16 protein-coding genes are annotated in these 17,442 nt (G+C 51.7%); 15 read left to right on the plus strand and 1 reads right to left on the minus strand.

Annotated features, from left to right (window positions below; all coding sequences use genetic code 11):
* The first annotated feature begins 33 nt into the window (after positions 1 to 33).
* The 14 genes from FYJ62_RS03230 to FYJ62_RS03295 all read left to right on the plus strand — a co-directional run bounded on the left by FYJ62_RS03230 (position 34) and on the right by FYJ62_RS03295 (position 13,743).
* Positions 34 to 606: a 5-formyltetrahydrofolate cyclo-ligase gene (locus FYJ62_RS03230; protein ID WP_154547682.1), complete on the plus strand. Its 573-nt coding sequence runs from the start codon at positions 34 to 36 to the stop codon at positions 604 to 606.
* 4 nt (positions 607 to 610) lie between these two features.
* Positions 611 to 1,282 carry a rhomboid family intramembrane serine protease gene (locus FYJ62_RS03235; protein WP_154547684.1) on the plus strand — a complete coding sequence of 224 codons (672 nt, stop codon included), beginning with the start codon at positions 611 to 613 and terminating at the stop codon, positions 1,280 to 1,282.
* Between the two features lie 11 nt (positions 1,283 to 1,293).
* A complete protein-coding gene (locus FYJ62_RS03240) occupies positions 1,294 to 1,518 on the plus strand; it encodes a YqgQ family protein (protein ID WP_154547791.1) in 225 nt (74 codons plus the stop codon).
* 64 nt (positions 1,519 to 1,582) lie between these two features.
* Entirely contained in the window at positions 1,583 to 1,984 is a 402-nt protein-coding gene (locus tag FYJ62_RS03245; RefSeq protein ID WP_154547686.1) for a rhodanese-like domain-containing protein, read from the plus strand.
* A gap of 106 nt (positions 1,985 to 2,090) precedes the next feature.
* Positions 2,091 to 3,014: a tRNA (adenosine(37)-N6)-dimethylallyltransferase MiaA gene (gene miaA, locus FYJ62_RS03250; protein WP_154547688.1), complete on the plus strand. Its 924-nt coding sequence runs from the start codon at positions 2,091 to 2,093 to the stop codon at positions 3,012 to 3,014.
* A 2-nt stretch (positions 3,015 to 3,016) separates the two neighbouring features.
* A complete protein-coding gene (locus tag FYJ62_RS03255; RefSeq protein WP_154547690.1) occupies positions 3,017 to 4,261 on the plus strand; it encodes a methionine gamma-lyase family protein in 1,245 nt (414 codons plus the stop codon).
* 142 nt (positions 4,262 to 4,403) lie between these two features.
* The gene (glnA, locus tag FYJ62_RS03260) at positions 4,404 to 5,741 is read left to right on the plus strand and encodes a type I glutamate--ammonia ligase (RefSeq protein WP_154547692.1); all 1,338 of its coding nucleotides are present in this window, start codon (positions 4,404 to 4,406) and stop codon (positions 5,739 to 5,741) included.
* Positions 5,742 to 6,008: 267 nt separating this feature from the next.
* On the plus strand, positions 6,009 to 7,427 hold the full coding sequence (locus FYJ62_RS03265; protein ID WP_154547694.1) for a DHA2 family efflux MFS transporter permease subunit: 1,419 nt from the start codon (positions 6,009 to 6,011) through the stop codon (positions 7,425 to 7,427).
* 277 nt (positions 7,428 to 7,704) lie between these two features.
* A complete protein-coding gene (locus tag FYJ62_RS03270; protein ID WP_154547793.1) occupies positions 7,705 to 8,883 on the plus strand; it encodes an MFS transporter in 1,179 nt (392 codons plus the stop codon).
* 154 nt (positions 8,884 to 9,037) lie between these two features.
* Positions 9,038 to 9,442, plus strand: coding sequence for an arsenate reductase ArsC (locus tag FYJ62_RS03275; protein WP_154547696.1), 405 nt, complete (start codon positions 9,038 to 9,040; stop codon positions 9,440 to 9,442).
* Complete coding sequence (locus FYJ62_RS03280) at positions 9,442 to 9,813, plus strand: hypothetical protein (protein WP_154547698.1); 372 nt, start codon at positions 9,442 to 9,444, stop codon at positions 9,811 to 9,813. The genes FYJ62_RS03275 and FYJ62_RS03280 overlap by 1 nt, the downstream gene beginning before the upstream one ends.
* Positions 9,814 to 9,956: 143 nt before the next feature.
* Positions 9,957 to 11,150 (plus strand): MFS transporter, encoded by a 1,194-nt coding sequence (locus FYJ62_RS03285; protein WP_154547700.1) that lies wholly within the window; start codon positions 9,957 to 9,959, stop codon positions 11,148 to 11,150.
* Between the two features lie 39 nt (positions 11,151 to 11,189).
* Positions 11,190 to 12,140, plus strand: coding sequence for a M48 family metallopeptidase (locus FYJ62_RS03290; protein ID WP_154547702.1), 951 nt, complete (start codon positions 11,190 to 11,192; stop codon positions 12,138 to 12,140).
* 148 nt (positions 12,141 to 12,288) lie between these two features.
* Complete coding sequence (locus tag FYJ62_RS03295) at positions 12,289 to 13,743, plus strand: APC family permease (protein ID WP_154547704.1); 1,455 nt, start codon at positions 12,289 to 12,291, stop codon at positions 13,741 to 13,743.
* 78 nt (positions 13,744 to 13,821) lie between these two features.
* On the opposite strand, the gene FYJ62_RS03300 is transcribed toward FYJ62_RS03295, so the two are convergent.
* Complete coding sequence (locus tag FYJ62_RS03300; protein WP_154547706.1) at positions 13,822 to 15,594, minus strand: oleate hydratase; 1,773 nt, start codon at positions 15,592 to 15,594, stop codon at positions 13,822 to 13,824.
* Positions 15,595 to 16,265: 671 nt separating this feature from the next.
* On the opposite strand from FYJ62_RS03300, the gene FYJ62_RS03305 reads away from it, so the two are divergent.
* Positions 16,266 to 17,378, plus strand: a complete 1,113-nt coding sequence (locus FYJ62_RS03305; RefSeq protein ID WP_154547708.1) for a vitamin B12 independent methionine synthase — start codon at positions 16,266 to 16,268, stop codon at positions 17,376 to 17,378.
* Positions 17,379 to 17,442: the final 64 nt, after the last annotated feature.

Consider the following 17,442-nt stretch of genomic DNA (forward strand, 5'->3'; position numbering starts at 1 on the left):
CTTTTTTATTTGGCTGATTTTGGGAGGCAGAATATGGACAAGGGAACTTTCCGCAAGCAGCAGATCGCCAAATTGGCGGCTTTTGCCAAGAGCGGGGAGAAAAAGAAAGAAGACGCGGTTTTGACCCGGAAGGCCTTGCGCCTGCCGCAATTAAGGGAGGCAAATGATATAGGGGTGACCTATTCCATGGCCAGTGAGGTTGACACCTCCAACCTGATTGCCCAGCTTTGGGAAGCAGGCAAGGGGGTCTGGCTGGCCAAGAGCAATCCGGACAAGAGCATGGACTTTGTCCGCTATGAGCCAAGCACGGTCTTGCAAAAATCCAAGTTTGGGGTCATGGAGGTGGCGGACCGGTCTGCCGCCGTCAAGAATGACCTGGACCTTTTGATCGTGCCCGGGCTGGCTTTCAGTGCTAGTGACCACAAGCGCCTGGGTTTTGGGGGCGGGTATTATGACCGCTTTTTGGCCAAATACCGGCCGCAAACCATTTCCCTGGTCAATTCTGTCATGCTCTACCCGGAAGCCGTCTGGGGGGCGGAAGCCTTTGATTACCCAGTCGATTGTCTGCTAACCGTGAAAGCAGCAGACCAGGAAAGGGACAGGTAAATTTATGAGACGCAGCCAGCAGAACTATATGACGACTTTGATCGTGGTTGTCCTGTTTATCGTGTTTATTGCTGAAGAATTGCTGGGCGGGTCGGAGAATACGTCCGTCTTGCTGAAGCTGGGGGCCACGTACAATCCGGCCATCGTGATGAAAAATCAATGGTGGCGGCTGTTTACGGCCCAGTTTCTCCACATCGGGATCATGCATATTGCCTCCAATGCGATCATGATCTGGTACATTGGCCAGTATGCTGAGCCGATTTTCGGCCACCTGCGCTTTTTGCTTTTGTACCTGGCCTCAGGCGTTGGCGGCAACCTGCTCAGCCTGGCCTTTGGCAATGACAATTCCCTTGGGGCCGGGGCTTCCACGGCTTTGTTCGGCATCATGGGAGCCATGGCCGTGGTCGGCTTCAAGAACAAGGAAAGCGACCTGCTGAGCTTCTTGGGCCGGCAGGCCCTGGCTTTGGCCGTCATCAACCTGTTTTTGGACATTTTCATGCCTGACGTCGACATCTTGGGCCACTTGGGCGGACTGATCAGCGGGCTGCTCCTGGCCGCTTTGCTGGGAGACGAGACTTACAAGCAGTTCGGCTTTTGGAGCCGGATGCTGGCCACGGTTCTTTTGGCCGTCTACGTAGTCGTGACGGTTCGCTTGGGGATGGTGATCAATCTATGAGAAGAAAAGTCATGAAGACCCTCTATGACGTCCAGCAGCTCCTGGAAGAGTACGGCGTCCTAGTCCACGTGGGCAAGCGCAAGTGGGATATTGAGCTGATGGCGATTGAGCTGGACAACATCTACCGGGCCGGCGTCTTGGACCAGCGGACCTTTTTGAATGCCAAGATGATTCTTAACCGCGAGCACGAATACGAAGAGCGCCAGGAACGGGAAAAGAAAGCAGACAAGTCCTAGCGGTTGAAGGCTTTTAGCGGTATCATTGTAGTTATGTTGATTTGCAAAAGGAGCACATAAGTTTATGAGTACTTTTTTGATCGTTTTAGATATCATCCTGGCCGTGATTCTGCTGGTCTTCCTTGGGTTTTGGGCTTACAACCGCATCCAGGCCAAGCGCTTTGGCGGGGAACTGACCAATGATGAATTCAAGAGCGGGATGCACAAGGCCCAGATCATTGACGTGCGCGAGGCTGACGAGTTCAAGCACTCCCATATCGATGGGGCCCGCAACATCCCCTACACCATGTTCAAGTACCAGTATTCTGAATTGCGGCCAGACCTGCCAGTCTACCTGTATTCAGACTCATTGACCATGACCCTGCGCTGCGTGGGCGTTTTGCGCAAGCATGGCTTTAGCAAGGTCTCCTACTTGAAGGATGGCTTTGCAGAATGGAACGGGCGCAAGAAGGCGTCAAAGAACTAAGAAGTTCCCAAAAGATCATTCAACTCTTTAAAAAGCTTGCTGAGATCAATTCTCAAGCAAGCTTTTTTGGTTTATCATGGTTAGTGATAGAAAAATGGAGGACAAAATGCAGAAGATTGTGGCAATCGTTGGACCGACGGCCATTGGCAAGACCAGCCTGGCCATCCGTCTGGCCCAGAAAATCCAGGCCGAAATCATCTCCGGCGACTCCATGCAGATCTACCAGGAGGTTGCCGTGGGGACGGCCAAGGCTACCAAAGAGGAGCAAGCGCAGGTTCCCCACTACTTGGTCGACCAGCATTCGGTTTTTGATGACTACTCAGTCAAGAATTTTGTCGATGAGGCTCAAGCCGCCGTCAAGCAGATCACGGCCAAGGGCCGCTTCCCGCTCTTGGTGGGCGGAACCGGCTTTTACGTCAATGCTTTGCTGAATGACTTGAAATTGGGCGACCGGGCTGATGAGGAGCGGGCAATTGCACCGGAATGGCAGGATTTTTTGGCTAAACAGGGCCCGGAAGCCTTGTGGAGAGAGCTGAACAACAAGGACCCGGCAGCCGCCGCCAAGATTCCCCCGGCCAATTCCCGGCGGACTCTGCGAGCCCTGACGGTGATCAGCCGGACTGGTTGTTTGTTTTCAAAGCAGCAAAAAGAGATCAAGCCCAGGTATGACTACCTGATCATTGGCCTAAACGGCAACCGCAGCAAGATCTATGAGCGGATCAACCAGCGCGTGGATCTGATGATGGACCAAGGGCTGCTTGATGAGGCCAGGTTCATCTACCAGAACCGGGCCAAGGAGCATCAGGTTTTGCAGGCGATCGGCTATAAGGAGTTTTTTCCTTATTTTGCCGGCGCAGCCAGCCTGGCTGACTGCGTAAGCAGCCTCAAGCAGGCCTCGCGCCGCTATGCCAAGCGGCAGCTGACCTACTTTAGGAACAAGTTGCCGGTTGAGTGGTTTGACCCCCTGGATGATCCGGACTGTTTTGAGAAAATCGTTACCCGAGTAGAAGATTGGATGAATGAAGGTTAGAAATGAATAATTTACCTGAAGAATTAGCGAAAATCGTTAAAGAAGTCGACGCCCAAATTGCGCCGCGCCTGGCCCAGATCGACGAGCAAGTCGTCTTTAACCAGGCCAAGGTGTTAAAGGCCTACGTGGACAATGCGGTTGCCGAATCAGACTTGAAGGGGACCAACGGTTACGGCGATGACGATGAGGGGCGCGACAAGCTGGAAAGAATCTATGCCCAGGTCTTTCAGACAGAAGATGCCCTGGTGCGCCCGCAATTCGTTTCCGGGACCCACACTTTGGCTGTCGCTTTGGAAGGAAACCTGCTGCCAGGCGATACTTTGACCTACTTGACTGGCATGCCGTATGACACGATGCAGCACGTTATCGGCTTGACTCCAGACAAGCGCGGGACTTTTATCCAGAAGGGGATCAAATTTTCGCATGTGCCGCTTAAAGACGGCGAGGTCGACTACGAGGAAGCAGAAAAGGTCCTCAAGCGCGACCGGCCACACATCGTGGTCATTCAGCGCTCCCGTGGCTATGACACCCGCCCGAGCTTCACGGTGGACAAGATCAAGACTATGATCGCCTTTGTCAAGCAGGTCAGCCCAGACAGCCTGGTCTTCATTGACAACTGCTATGGCGAATTTTCCGAAATGCATGAGCCAACCGAATACGGTGCTGACTTTATGGCGGGCTCCTTGATCAAGAACGCTGGTGGTGGCTATGCGAAGACTGGCGGCTACATCGTCGGCACCCACGAAACGATCGAAAATGCCGCTTGCCGCTTGAGTGCGCCAGGCATCGGCCGGGAAGAAGGGGCAACTTTGACCAATATGCACGACTTCTACCAAGGCTTCTTCCTGTCACCGCACACCACTGGCGAAGCCATCAAGGGCATGATCTACTCTGCTGCCTTGCTGGAGAAGCTGGGCTATGAAGTCAGCCCGAAATGGAATGAGCCCCGCACTGACTTGATTCAGACCATTATCTTTGGTGATCCGCAAAAGATGATCGATTTCACCAAGCAAGTCCAGAAAAATTCGCCTGTTGACTCATTCGTTGATCCAATCCCATCAGCGATGGCTGGATATGAGGACAAGGTCATCATGGCCGCCGGCAACTTTGTCTCCGGCTCAACGATGGAGTTCTCAGCTGATGGACCAATTCGCCCGCCATACGCGCTGTACATGCAAGGCGGACTGACTTACGCCCATGATAAGATTGCGGTTACAAATGCTGTAAAAAATACTTTTTTTAAGTAAAATCGGGAAAATCCCTTTTTAATTAAAAAGTTCATTAGACCAATTTGACCTGAGGCCGGCTGAGTGTTACTGTTAATACATCGATTGACACAGAGCCAATTGAGTAATTGATAGTAAATTATTCTTTTTTAAAGGTGAAACAATGAGCAAAGTTATTACTGAAGAAGAAATCCGTAAAGAAGTAGAAGAAAAGAACGTTCGCTTTTTGCGCTTGGCGTTCACTGACATCAACGGGACTTTGAAGAACCTGGAAGTTCCAGTCAGCCAACTGGATGACGTTCTGGGCAACCAAACCCGCTTTGACGGTTCTTCAATCGACGGTTTCGTTCGCTTGGAAGAATCCGACATGATCTTGTACCCAGACTTGTCAACTTGGACCGTTTTGCCATGGACTACTCCAGAAGAAGGGACCATTGGCCGGATGATCTGCTCAGTTCACAACGTTGACGGCACTCCATTTGAAGGGGACCCAAGAAACAACCTGAAGCGGGTCGTAAAGGAAATGAACGACATGGGCTTCAGCGAATTCGACATTGGCTTTGAAGCTGAATTCTTCCTCTTCAAGGAAGGCAAGGATGGGGAAGCAACCATCAAGCCATGCGACAGCAGCTCATACTTCGACATGGCTTCTGAAGACGAAGGCGCCCGTTGCCGCCGTGAAATCGTTGAAACTTTGGAAAAGCTTGGCTTCCGCGTTGAAGCTGCCCACCACGAAGTTGGTGACGGCCAACAAGAAATCGACTTCCGCTTCGACGACGCCTTGGCAACTGCCGACAAGCTGCAAACCTTCAAGATGGTTGTCAAGACCATTGCCCGCAAGTACCACCTGTACGCCTGCTTCATGGCTAAGCCAGTTGAAGGCCTGGCCGGCAACGGGATGCACACCAACATGTCCTTGTTCAAGGATGGCAAGAACGCCTTCTACGACAAGGATGGCCAATACCACCTGTCAACGACTGCCTTGACCTTCTTGAACGGCATCTTGGAACACGCCCGCGCGATTACCTGCGTTGCCAACCCAACTGTCAACTCATACAAGCGTTTGATTCCAGGCTTTGAAGCTCCTGTCTACATTTCATGGGCTAGCCGCAACCGTTCACCAATGGTCCGGATTCCAAACGCCAACGAAATCGGCACTCGTTTGGAAATGCGTTCAGCAGACCCAACTGCCAACCCATACCTGCTCCTGTCAGCCTGCCTGAAGGCTGGTTTGACCGGGATCAAGGAAGGCAAGCTGCCAATGGCGCCAGTAACTTCAAACTTGTTCGAAATGAGCGATGAAGAACGCGCTGACCTTGGCATCAAGCCATTGCCATCAACTCTGCACAATGCGATCAAGGCCTTCAAGGAAGACGACGTCGTTAAGTCAGCCTTTAGCGAACACATCGTTGACAGCTTCCTGGAAATGAAGGAAACTGAATGGTCACTTTACACGCAATCTGTTTCACAATGGGAAGTAAAGCGTTACTTCAACTACTAAAATCAGCTCTCAGCTAAGAAATTTACTAAGCAGGAAAGAGGAAGTCTCAGTGACTTCCTCTTTTTTGCTGCTTTAAGATTTTCAATATTTAATAAGATCTTCTGGAAACATCCTTGATTTTTGAATTAGACTTAATAATTTTAAGCTTAATAGCTAAAAAAGCAAAAAAACGGGCAAAGCCCTGTATTTTTAGCAAAAATTGCTTACGAAAGATTCTACAAACTGATAAAGTAATCAATTGTCATGATTGAAAACAGGAGGTAATCTTTGAAAAATACTGAAAATAATGTTGCAATGAAGGCGGTCGTGCCGACGGCTCATCCATGGCTGGCCATGCTGCCCTTGATGATCGGCGCCTTCGTCGGCATGTTCAGTGAAACTTCATTGAACATCGCTTTGCCGCAATTAATGGCGGCCTTAAAGGTCGGGCAGGGGCAAATCCAATGGCTCGTTACCGGCTATATGCTGGTGATCGGGATCGTCCTGCCGCTTTCCAGCTTCTTGACCAAATGGTTCAGCACCCGGCAATTGACGATTTTTGCCTTGCTGGCCTTTATTTGTGGGTCAATCGTTTCTGGACTTGGAAGCAATTTTGGGATCGTCCTGCTGGGCCGGATGGTGCAGGGGATTGGGACCGGGATCATCCTGCCTTTGATGTTCACGGTGGCGATGATGATCTTCCCAATGCAAAAGCTGGGCTCCGTCAACGGGGTCCTGGCTTTGGTCATCATGTTTGCTCCAGCCATTGGGCCAACCTTGACTGGCCTGATTCTAGCCGTTTCATCCTGGCGCTTCGTGTTCTTTTCTTTTGCCATTATTTTGGCTGTTGGCTTGCTGTTTGCCTTTACTTCATTAAAGAACGTTGGCCGCTTGACCAAGCCAAAAATGGACCTGCCATCAGTGCTGCTGTCAGCTTTGGCTTTTTCCGGCCTGATTGCCGGGGCCAGCTTTGCTTCTGAATTCGGCTGGCTGTCAGTGCAGGTCCTGGTCACTTTGCTGGTCGGCATCGTTTGCCTCTTCTTCTACAGCCGCCGGCAGCTGGCCATGAAGACGCCAATTCTTAACCTGCGCGTTTTCCGCCACAAGAACTTTGCCTTGGGCGGGATCTTGATGATGCTTGACTTCGCCGTAATCCTGTCAGCGATGTACATTTTGCCCCAATACCTGCAAAACAGTTTGGGCGTCAAGGTAGCCTTGACGGGGCTGATCATGCTGCCAGGCGGCTTGGTCAATGCCTTGACCAGCGCCTTGGCCGGCAGAATGTATGACGCCCTGGGGGCCAAGTGGCCAAGCCGAATCGGCTTCATGATCGCCTTGCTTGGCGCCGCAATGCTGGCCCTGGGGAGCAGCCGCAGTGCGGTCTGGTACGTGATCACGGCGCACATCGTCTTGATGATCGGGACGCCTTTGGCCATGTCGCCAGCCCAAACCTCAGCCCTGAACTCTTTGGAAGGAGCTGAATCAGCTGATGGCTCAACCATCTTGAACACCATGCAGCAGATCATCGGGGCCTTGGCCACGGCCTTGTCCACCAGTTTCCTGACTTTGGGCAAGGGACTGACCGCTGGCTCAATGACCGCCAAGTTTACTGGCGGCGTACACTTTAGCCTTTATTTCACCATCGTCTTGATCCTTTTGGGCCTGCTGGTCTCATTCAAGGTGACGGATGATGGCTGGCCTGACTAGATATTACTAGTCTGATTAGCAATTTTAGTTTAATTAATTAAGCACTGTCTTTCCTTGTAAGCGTTCAGCTTGCTTTTCCACGAGAAAAAGCAAAATGAACGCTTTTTTTGCCCTCTTTTAGGCCAAAAGATGGTAACCTTTAATATGATTTTAAGGATCAAATTCCAAACAAAATTTAGTTAGCTTCTTTATTTAGCTTAATTAGGATAAGAGGAATCAAATCGTGAGTACCAAAGCCCAAACTTTATCAACTCATAAGCCCAATGCCACGGGGAGAATGCACCAGGAAAAGAGCAAGTCCATCTATTCCAAGGACGTGATCTTGGTCATGGCCGCTTCATTCTGCTTTATGTTCGGGACCATGTTCAACAATCCTTTGATCAACGGCTACGCTGAAAGCCTGGGAGCCAATTCGGTTCTGGCCGGGGTTATCGTCGGGATCATGAGCTTTGCCGCCATGTTCTTGCGGCCAATTGCCGGCAACTTGACGGATAAGTTCTCCAAATTTCAGCTGTCCTTTATTGGGGGCATTCTGATCTTCCTGGGGATCGTGGGCTATATTTTCGCTCCTAATGGGGAGCTGCTCCTGCTCTTCAGAATCATCAACGGTACTGGCTACGTCCTTTGCACCGTCTGCATGACCACTTGGATTGCCTTTCTGGTGCCGCGCCAGCACGTTGGGGCAGCGATGGGCCTCTACGGCTTGATGAATGCCTTGGCTATGTCCGTGGCGCCGGCTATCTCAATCAACTTGTACGACAAGATCGGCTACCGGCAGACGATGATCATTCCGGCAATTGCCACTTTGATCATGCTGGTTTCCATCCAGTTCGTGTCCAACCACGCCGTGCCAAAGCCAAAGCCGGCAAGCAGCAAGAAGAAGTTCAAGATCATTTCTGTCAATGCCCTGCCGGTGGCGATCTTGACGACTTGCTTTGGCATTTCTTACTTTATCACCCAGGCGGATATCGTCACCTATGTCAACAGAATGCACATGAACGTGGCGGTTGGGAGCTACTTCCTGATTTATGCCGTCGTCTTGCTGTTGATCCGGACCTTCCTGAAGAACTACTTTGATACGGTGCGCTTTGGCACCTGGTTCTGGATCAGCTTTGTTTCGACCATCATTTACCTGTTGCTTTTGACTTACATGAGCAACAACTTCATGATGGCCCTGGCTGCCGCTGGCATGGCCTTTGGCTATGGGGTCATCTACTCAGTCCTGCAGTCAACGGCCTTGCTTTTGTCGCCGGCTGATGAGCAGGGGTTGGGCTCAAGCACCTTCTACCTGGGCCTGGACGTAGCTATGGCCTTTGGCCCAATGCTAGCCGGGGTGATCGCCAAGAACCTGCCTGGCCGGGAGTTCTACCTGGTGCAGCTGGCGTTGATGCCAATCGCGCTCGTGGTCTACTTGATCTGGCGCAAGCGATTGAATGGGGCAATTGACCACCACTAGTCAAGATGACTAACAGATGAAAAGCACGAAGGCGGCTTGATCGGGCAGATCAGGCCGTCTTTTTTCTGGCAAGCTTTGCTATTTGGCCAAGAACCCCTATAATTAACTTGTTGGAAGAAGCAGGCAGACTGCAGTTGCATTTTAAGGAGCAAAAATGGAAAAGATTGCTTTTATTTGTACTCACAACTCCTGCCGCAGCCAGATCGCGGAAGCCTTCGGCAAGGCTTTGGCCAGCGATGCTTTTGAAAGCTGGTCGGCGGGTACGGAAATCAAGGACCAGATCAATCCCGACGCGGTTAGAATCATGAAAGAGCGCTATGGCATTGATATGATCAAAAACGGCCAGCACAATAAAACCTTGGCTGAATTGCCGTCGGTAGACGGAGTCGTGACCATGGGCTGCGGGGTTGAGTGCCCATTTTTGCCCTGCAAATGGCGGGTCGACTGGGGCCTGGACGACCCGACGGGACAGGCGGATGCCACTTATCTCAAGACAATGGAAGAAATCAGGCAGAAGGTATTGGACCTGCGACAGCAGGTGCTAAAGGAGCGAAAATAATGGATTTGAAGCAGCTAAAGCAGGACTATCTCGACTGGGAAGCTAAGCACACGGTTTTTTACCCATGGAGCGAGACGGTTTTTGAAGTCGAAAATGACCTGGTTGATGCCTATGGCCGCAAGCCCTTCGTTCTGGTGGAAGAAGGGGGCGGCCGCTACACGGTGACTGATGACGGCTACTTGCTGTTCAAGTACAACCCTTTGGAAGACAATGACGACTTGAATGAATACGCGGCAGGAATGGTCATTGATGCCGGCTTTGACTTTGACCAGGAACACGGGGTGATTTCCCGCGAGGTAAGCCAGGCGGCCTTGCCGGCGGCCATCAACGGCTTGATGCAGCTGGAAATTATGATGTCATACATTGCCTAGGACGATTTCCTGGGAAATAGGCGGGCTCTTATCCCTGAGAGGGGAGGCAAGAGCCCGTTTCTTGTCTAAAAAATCGGGAGAGCAGATGCCAGCAAACGGCCTGGGCAATAAAACAATAATAAAGAAAGAAGCATAAACAACTAATGAAGGCAAGAGATCGCTTAATTTTGATAATTGTGGTTGCCTTTGGCTTTGCCATGCGGGCGCCAATCACCGTCGTCCCCTTGATCATTGACCAGCTGGCCCGGGGCTTGCACGCTTCGGTCAGCAATTTGGGGATATTGACCACGATCCCGTTAGTCATGTTCTTGAGCTTTTCGGTCGTGGCCGCAAAGGAAATGACCAGATTTGGCTTGCGCAAGGCCTTGAATTTCGGCCTGGCCGCCTTGCTAGCCGGGGCTTGCCTGCGCTTATGGATTTCCTGGCCGACGATCTTGCTTGGCACGGTGCTGGTTGGCTTGGGGATCACCCACGTGAACGTGCTGACGCCATCAGTCGTTTCAAGCTATGAGCCACAGCGGGTGGCCTCATATACGACTTCATATTCGACTGCCATTTGCCTGGGCACGGCCATTATGAGTCTGCTGGCCGGGCCCCTCAATGAGCATTTTGGCTGGCAGTCGGTATTATGGTCACTGATGATCGTCTGCGCCATTCCCTTTGTCTTGTGGCTGTTTGCTCCAAAGTCTGACTATGAGCTCCGGCTGTCAAAGCGGGCGGAAAAGTCGCCAAGCGTCAAGAAAGGCAAGCTGACCGATCTGCTGAAGAGCCGCTATACTTGGGCCTTTTTGATCATGTTCGGCAGTCAGTCCATCATCAACTATACTTTGATTGCCTGGCTGCCAGTCCTGATGAAGTACCATGGCTTTGCCCAAGGGCAGATCAGCGTCGTCTTGTCCTGCTATTCCTTTGCTGGCTTGCCGGTATCGCTCTTTTTGCCTAGGTTTCTGGATGGAGCCAAAGAGCGGACCCAAGCCGCGATTTCCTGGACCATCAGCCTGATTGCCCTGGCCGGCGCGATCTTGATGTTCTGGCAGAGCCAGATGCCGCTGGCCTTTTGGTACTACCTGTCAATCACGGCCGGCGCCTTGACCGCCGTCTTCTTCATCATGGCCCTGACCTTGTTCCCGCTGAAGACCACTACGCCCCAAAAGACGGCCCAATTGTCCGGGCTGACCCAAAGCGGCGGCTACTTCATCGCGGCTTTTGGTCCAATGCTCTATGGGGCAGCTTACAAGGCCAATCCGCTGGGAATAGGACAGACCATCGCCTACGTGCTGATGATTGCCTTGTGTCTGCTTTCCAGCTTGATTGTCATTAAAATGCCGAAAATCTAGCCAAAAGCAGTTTAAGAAAAATGAAAGAAGGAAATGCAGATGCTGTATAAGCAAATTGAGCAGAACAAGCGCAATACTTGGCTGGCAATAGGCGGCTATGTGCTCATTTTGGGTGCAGCGGCATGGTTTATTGACTACCTGACCGATACTATCGCCCTTAGCTGCTTCTTCCTGGGTGCCGGCTTGATCTATCTGGCCTACATCTATTTTGACGCAACCCGGCATTTGATGAAGATTACCGGCGGCGTTGAGGTCAGCCGGGAAGAGGCGCCAGAGCTCTATGAACTGGTAGAGGAGATGAGCCTGGCAGCTGGCCTGCCGATGCCCAAGGTTTATGTCGTTCCGCTGACTGAGCCGAATGCTTTCGCCACGGGCCGGGATCCGGAACATGCCAGCTTGGCCGTGACCTCGGGGCTCTTGCGGCTAATGAACAAGAAAGAGCTCCTGGGCGTCATTGGTCACGAGATGTCGCACATCCGCAATTATGACATGCGGGTGACCACGATTTCTTCTGGTCTGTATACTTTTATCCTGCTGGCGGCCTTGGGCTTAACCACTTTGGGCTTGGGCTGCTTTACGACTAAGGTGCGGGGATGCATTTCCGCCATCATCCTCTGGTGCTTTGGCGCCTTCTTCTTGGCCGTGGGTCTGGCCCTCTTGCTGGTGGCTTTGCCGCTGGCCTACTTGCTGAACTTGGCGACCTCCCGGCAAAGAGAGTACTTGGCAGACGTGGGCTCAGTTGACTTGACCCGCGATCCCTCGTGCATCATCTCAGCCTTGGAAAAGCTGGAAGAGTTTGCAGTGGAAGAGGAAAAAACGGCCAAAGAAGACCAGGCCGCTGATTTCGCTGCCGCCCGCCGGGATGCCGACCCAATGGTCAGGGCCTTGGCCTTCAACGTCTTCAAGGGCAAGCATTTTTGGGCCAACCTCTTTTCCGACCACCCGACCTTGGACCGGCGGATTGCCCGCTTGCAAGAAAGCATGAAATAGTTATTAAAAATCAGCAACAGTTTTCAGACTGCTGCTGATTTTTTTGCAAAAATTCAACTAGGAAGGGCTTACATTGCTTTAGCAGGTTTCCTCCGCTGCCCATGCGACTATAATTAGGGCAGGTGTTAAAATATGAAGGAGGAAAAAGATGGATTCTTTAGATGAGACAGGAAAAAGAAAATATATTTCCTGGCCTGTCATTGCCCTGATGGACTTTGTCACCGTCATCGGCTTTGACGATATTATTTACAACTTCCAGAACCAAGGCTTGGCCGTGGTCTCCGACTGGGTCATGCTGCTGGTTCTGTTCGTTATTCCGTATGAAATGATGGTTGGCCACTTGGGGAGCGTCTTTGCGAAAGAGGGCGGCGGATTGTCATCATGGATCCGGCACACGTCCGGCGATCGGATGGGCTACATCGCGGCTTGGTGCTACTGGGTCGTTTCCCTCCCATACCTGGTTGACGTTGCCAACTCGACGGTAATTTCTTTTGCCTGGCTCTTTAAAGGCCGGGCCCTCAATGACCGGGAAATGTCCAACTGGGCCTTTGCCCTGTTTACGGCGGTAATCTTCGTGCTCTTTATTTTCTTCCAGCATAAGTTTGCCAACTCCTTGCAGTGGCTGTCAGTCATTGGCGGGGGAGCCATGTTCATCATGACCATCCTCTTCGTCATCATGACTTTTGCCTACTTGGGCCAGGGGCGGCCAATCGCTACCCAGCCCTTCCACTTCAAGAACTTCCTGCCGACCTTTAACATGAAATTCCTGATGAGCCTGGGCTTGCTGATTTTTGCCATGAACGGCAGTGAATTCGTCGCGCCATACGTCAACGAAATGAAAGACGGCCCGCATGACTTCCCAAAGGCCATGTACATGCTGGCGGCAATGACGGGCTTTTTGACCATCTTCGGCTCCTTTGCCCTGGGCGTCTTCTTTAATGCCCACAAACTGCCGGATGACTTGAAGATGAACGGATCCTACTATGCCTTTAAGGCAATGGGGGACAAGTTCGGGATGGGCAACTTTTTCCTGTATGCCTTTATCATCACCCAAGCCCTGTACATGCTGGCCCAGCTGGCAGTCCTGGTCGATGGTGGGGCCCGGATCTTCCTGTCAGACACTGCCAAGCAGTATTTGCCCAAGCAGTTGACCAAGGTTGACAAAAACGGCCTGCCAATCAATGGCTACTGGCTGACGACCTTCATCTGCTCAGTCCTGCTCTTCTTGAGCGCGACCCTGCCAACGGTCAACGACATCTTCAACCAGCTCTTGAACTTGAACGGGATCGTTTCGCCATATGTGACCGGCCTGCTTTTCTGGGCCTTCATCAAGGTGCGGGTTCATGAAGAGGACTACCCGTCAGCCTACGTCTACATCAAGAACCGCAAGTTTGCCATCTTTGTCGGCTGGTGGTGCCTGATCATCACCTTGACCGGGGCTACCTTCGGGATCGTGCCAATTGACGCCAAATACGGCACGGCCAAGTGGGTCCACATGCTGGTCTTGAACATCGTTGAGCCATTGTTTATGATCGGCTTGGGCGTGATCTTGCCAATCATTGCCAAGTGGCAGAGAAAACGCGACGGAGAGGGCAGCGATTAGTTAATAAGCCAATTCAAAAAGCCCTGCACGAAATTCGTGCAGGACTTTTTGCGTGTTATTGAATCAGCTAGCTATGGTTTACATCAGCTTGGCTTCTTTCAGCAGTTCTTCCAGCCAAGTGCCTTGAACTTTCTTCAAAGCGCCCTTAACGGCAATCTTCGGCAGCGGCAAGTCCATCTGGTCGATTGGCTTCTTGTCGTTTAAGTAGTAGGTAGCCTTCAAAAGTTCCCGGATGTCGTAGACGGAGTCAAAGACTTCCGGAACCCCGCGATCAACGTTGAGCAGGCTGTAGACGGCTTCCATGGCGGTCCGGACTGAGTATTCAGTCGTGAAGACCGTGTCGCGGGTCGGGGATTCGGCAAAGTTGCCGATGAAGCCCAGGTTCCGTGAACCAGCTGGAACGACGTCTGGCCGGTCGCCTTTCTTGCGCAACTGGAAGTAGGCCGTTACGTAAGGCATGTAGACTGGGATCGTGTTGACGTAGTCTTCGCCGGCATACTTCTTGATCAAGTCGTCTGGAACGCCCAGGTGGTAAAGGAGCTCTTCAGTAATTTCTTCACCCGTGCAGTCAACGACCCGCTTCTTGATGTAGTTGCCTGGGGTGTCAGAGTAGAGGGCATAGATCCAGACAACGGTCTCGTTTTCCTTCTGGTCCTTGAAGTGCGGTTGCCGGTGGATGGTGAAGGAGAGCATCCAGTTGGAGTCAGTTACCGTAATGATCCCACCCGTGTTGACGCGGTGCTGGTGGATGTCGCGCTTGGTCAGGCGCTCAAAGTATGGCTCAAGGGTGGCGTCCTTCATGGTCATGGTCGCGGAAATGTACCAGGCCCGTTCTGGAATGTTTTCGCAGAAGACTTCTGGGTGGCCAAAGTCAGGCGACTGCTTGGCCAGGTTCTTCCACAAGGTCCAGGAGCCGCCCAGCCTGTGGGTGATTGGGGCTGGCGCGTGATGGGTGCCGTAGGTTGAGCTTTCAACGATGGACCCGTTGGTAACCAGGACGATGTCGTTTTCCGTCAGGTCAAGCTCGTGCTTCTCACCTTCACGGGTGTAAAGCAGCTTCTTGGCCAGCTTTTCACCATTGGCACAGTCAACGATGACGTTTTCAACCTGGGTGTCGTACCAGATTTCAACTCCGTGGTCCTTGAGGTAGGCCAAAAGCGGCTTGGTCATGGACTCATATTGGTTGTACTTGTTGAACTTCAAGGCTGACAGGTCTGGCAAGCCGTCAATGTGGTGGATGAAGCGCATCGCGTAACGGCGCATTTCAATCACTGAGTGCCACTTTTCAAAGGCAAACATGGTTGCCCAGTAAGCCCAGAAGTTGGTTTCAAAGAATTCGTCAGAGAACCAGTCTTCGATCGTGATGCCTTCCAGCTTGTCTTCCGGGGTCATGATCAGCTTGACGATTTCGCTCGCACACTTGCCCAGGCCATATTGCCCGTCGGTTGGAACCCGGTCGCCGCGGTGGTGGATCAGGCGGCAGTTTGATGAGTTCGGGTCGTCGCGGTCAAGCCAGGCATACTCGTCCAAATAGGAAGCACCTGGAATTTCCAGGGAAGGAATGGACCGGTACATGTCCCACAGACATTCAAAGTGGTTTTCCATCTCCCGGCCGCCCCGGATGATATAGCCGTATTCCGGCCGCTTGATCCCGTCCAGAGACCCCCCAGCCAGGGCTTCTTCTTCCAAGATGTGGATCTTGCTGCCTGTCATGTGGGCATCGCGAACCATAAAGACGGCCGCAGCCAGGCCGGCCAAGCCGCCACCGATAATATAAGCATTCTTTTCGGCATTTTCCTTTGGCGCGCGTGCGTCAGTAAAAGCTTCATAGTTACCGTTAGTGTAATGCATGGTTTTTACCTCATAAATTACTTGTTAACAGATTAACTTTCGATTTCAAGTGCATTGTAACACCTAAATGAAGCGCTTTCAATCATGGGGGGAGAAAAAATATTTCTTTTGAGATTCTTAATAACTTTCCAAAAGCAAATTGGTCTTCTCGTTTTCAAACCAGCTGCCATGGATTAAGCCATAAGGCTTTTAGCAAGGAATTCTGGAAAAACAGCCGCAGATTTTTGACTAATCGCTTAACTTTTTTAGTTTTTTGGCAATTGCCGGTCTTGTCTTGACTTTTTGTCCAAATAATTGTAGGATTATGGCAATTAGATTAATGATTGCTGAGAAAAGATGAGTAGTTATTGAAGGCTATTAAAGAGAACCGGGGCAGGTGAGAGCCGGCATAGCCGCAGGTAGCGAAGATGGTCTTGGAGCAAGATCCGGAGGTGAGCACGGCAAGCCTTCGACGAGTGGCGCCCGTTATTGTGCCTGGGTTTCAACAGGAACCTGTAGAGGATCCAACCGTGAGGGTGGATTGAAATTTAGGGTGGTAACACGCAAGCGCGTCCCTTGGCCAGCATGGCCAGGCGGCGCGCTTTTTTGCTCTGGCCGTTGATTATCTTATTTTTAGTTGATTATCGTGACTATTGATTATTTTCGTATTTTGAGAAAGGACTTTGAACATCATGACCAAACAAGCACCATATCGCAATGACATCGTCGGCAGCTTTCTGCGGCCAGCAGAACTGAAGGAGGCCCGCGCCAAGTTTAAGGCCGGGGAATTGAGCCAGGAAGAATTGACCAAGGTTGAAGACAAGTGGATTATCGACTTGATTGCCAAGGAAAAGCAGGCGGGTCTTAAAGCAGTGACTGACGGGGAATTCCGCCGCAGCTGGTGGCACCTAGACTTCTTGTGGGGCCTTAAAGGCGTCATCAAGTACGACTACCAGCAAAGCTACAAGTTCCACGGGGCCAAGACCAGAACTGACAACGCGGAATTGGGCGGCAAGGTAGCTTACAACCCGGACCACCCCTTCTTTAAGCACTTCCTTTTTGTCAAGGAACACGCGGGCGAAGGCGCTGAAGCCAAGCAAACCATTCCTTCTCCAACCATGCTCTTTCGCGACAACCGCTCCGACAACTGGCCAAAATTCTACGATACTTGGGATGAATACCTGCAAGACTTGGCCAAGGCCTACAACGAGACCATCAAGCACTTCTATGAGCTTGGCTGCCGCTACTTGCAGATAGACGACACGACTTGGGCATTTTTGATCTCCAAGCTCAACGAAAGCCAGGACAAGCCAGAAGAACATGCTAAGTACGTGCACTTGGCTGAAAGTGCCGTTAAGGTCATCAACTGGACTTTGGAAGGCCTGCCGAGCGACTTGACGGTCACGACCCACATCTGCCGCGGAAACTTCAAGTCAACCTTCTTGTTCTCAGGCGGCTATGAGCCAGTAGCCAAGTACCTGGCCCAGCTGAACTACGATGGCTTCTTCCTGGAATACGACTCAGACAGGGACGGGGATTTCAGTCCTCTGGCCACCATCTGGAATGGCCGCGAGGACGTGAAGATCATTCTTGGTCTGGTGACTTCCAAGTTCGGGGAGCTGGAAGCCAAGGATGCCGTCATCAAGCGGATCAAGGAGGCGGCAACGCACGTGCCGCTGGCCAACCTGTGCCTGAGCCCGCAATGCGGCTTCGCTTCAACTGAAGAAGGGAACGTCCTGACTGAAGCAGAAGAGTGGCGCAAGCTGGACCTGATCAAGGAGATCGCGGACGAAGTCTGGGGTTGATTTGCAGAAATAAAGGCATAGATATAGGTACAAAAAAGCCGCGTGGAGCAATTCCACGCGGCTT

It is taken from the genome of Lactobacillus porci (assembly GCF_009695985.1).
Classification (GTDB): Bacteria; Bacillota; Bacilli; order Lactobacillales; family Lactobacillaceae; genus Lactobacillus; species Lactobacillus absianus.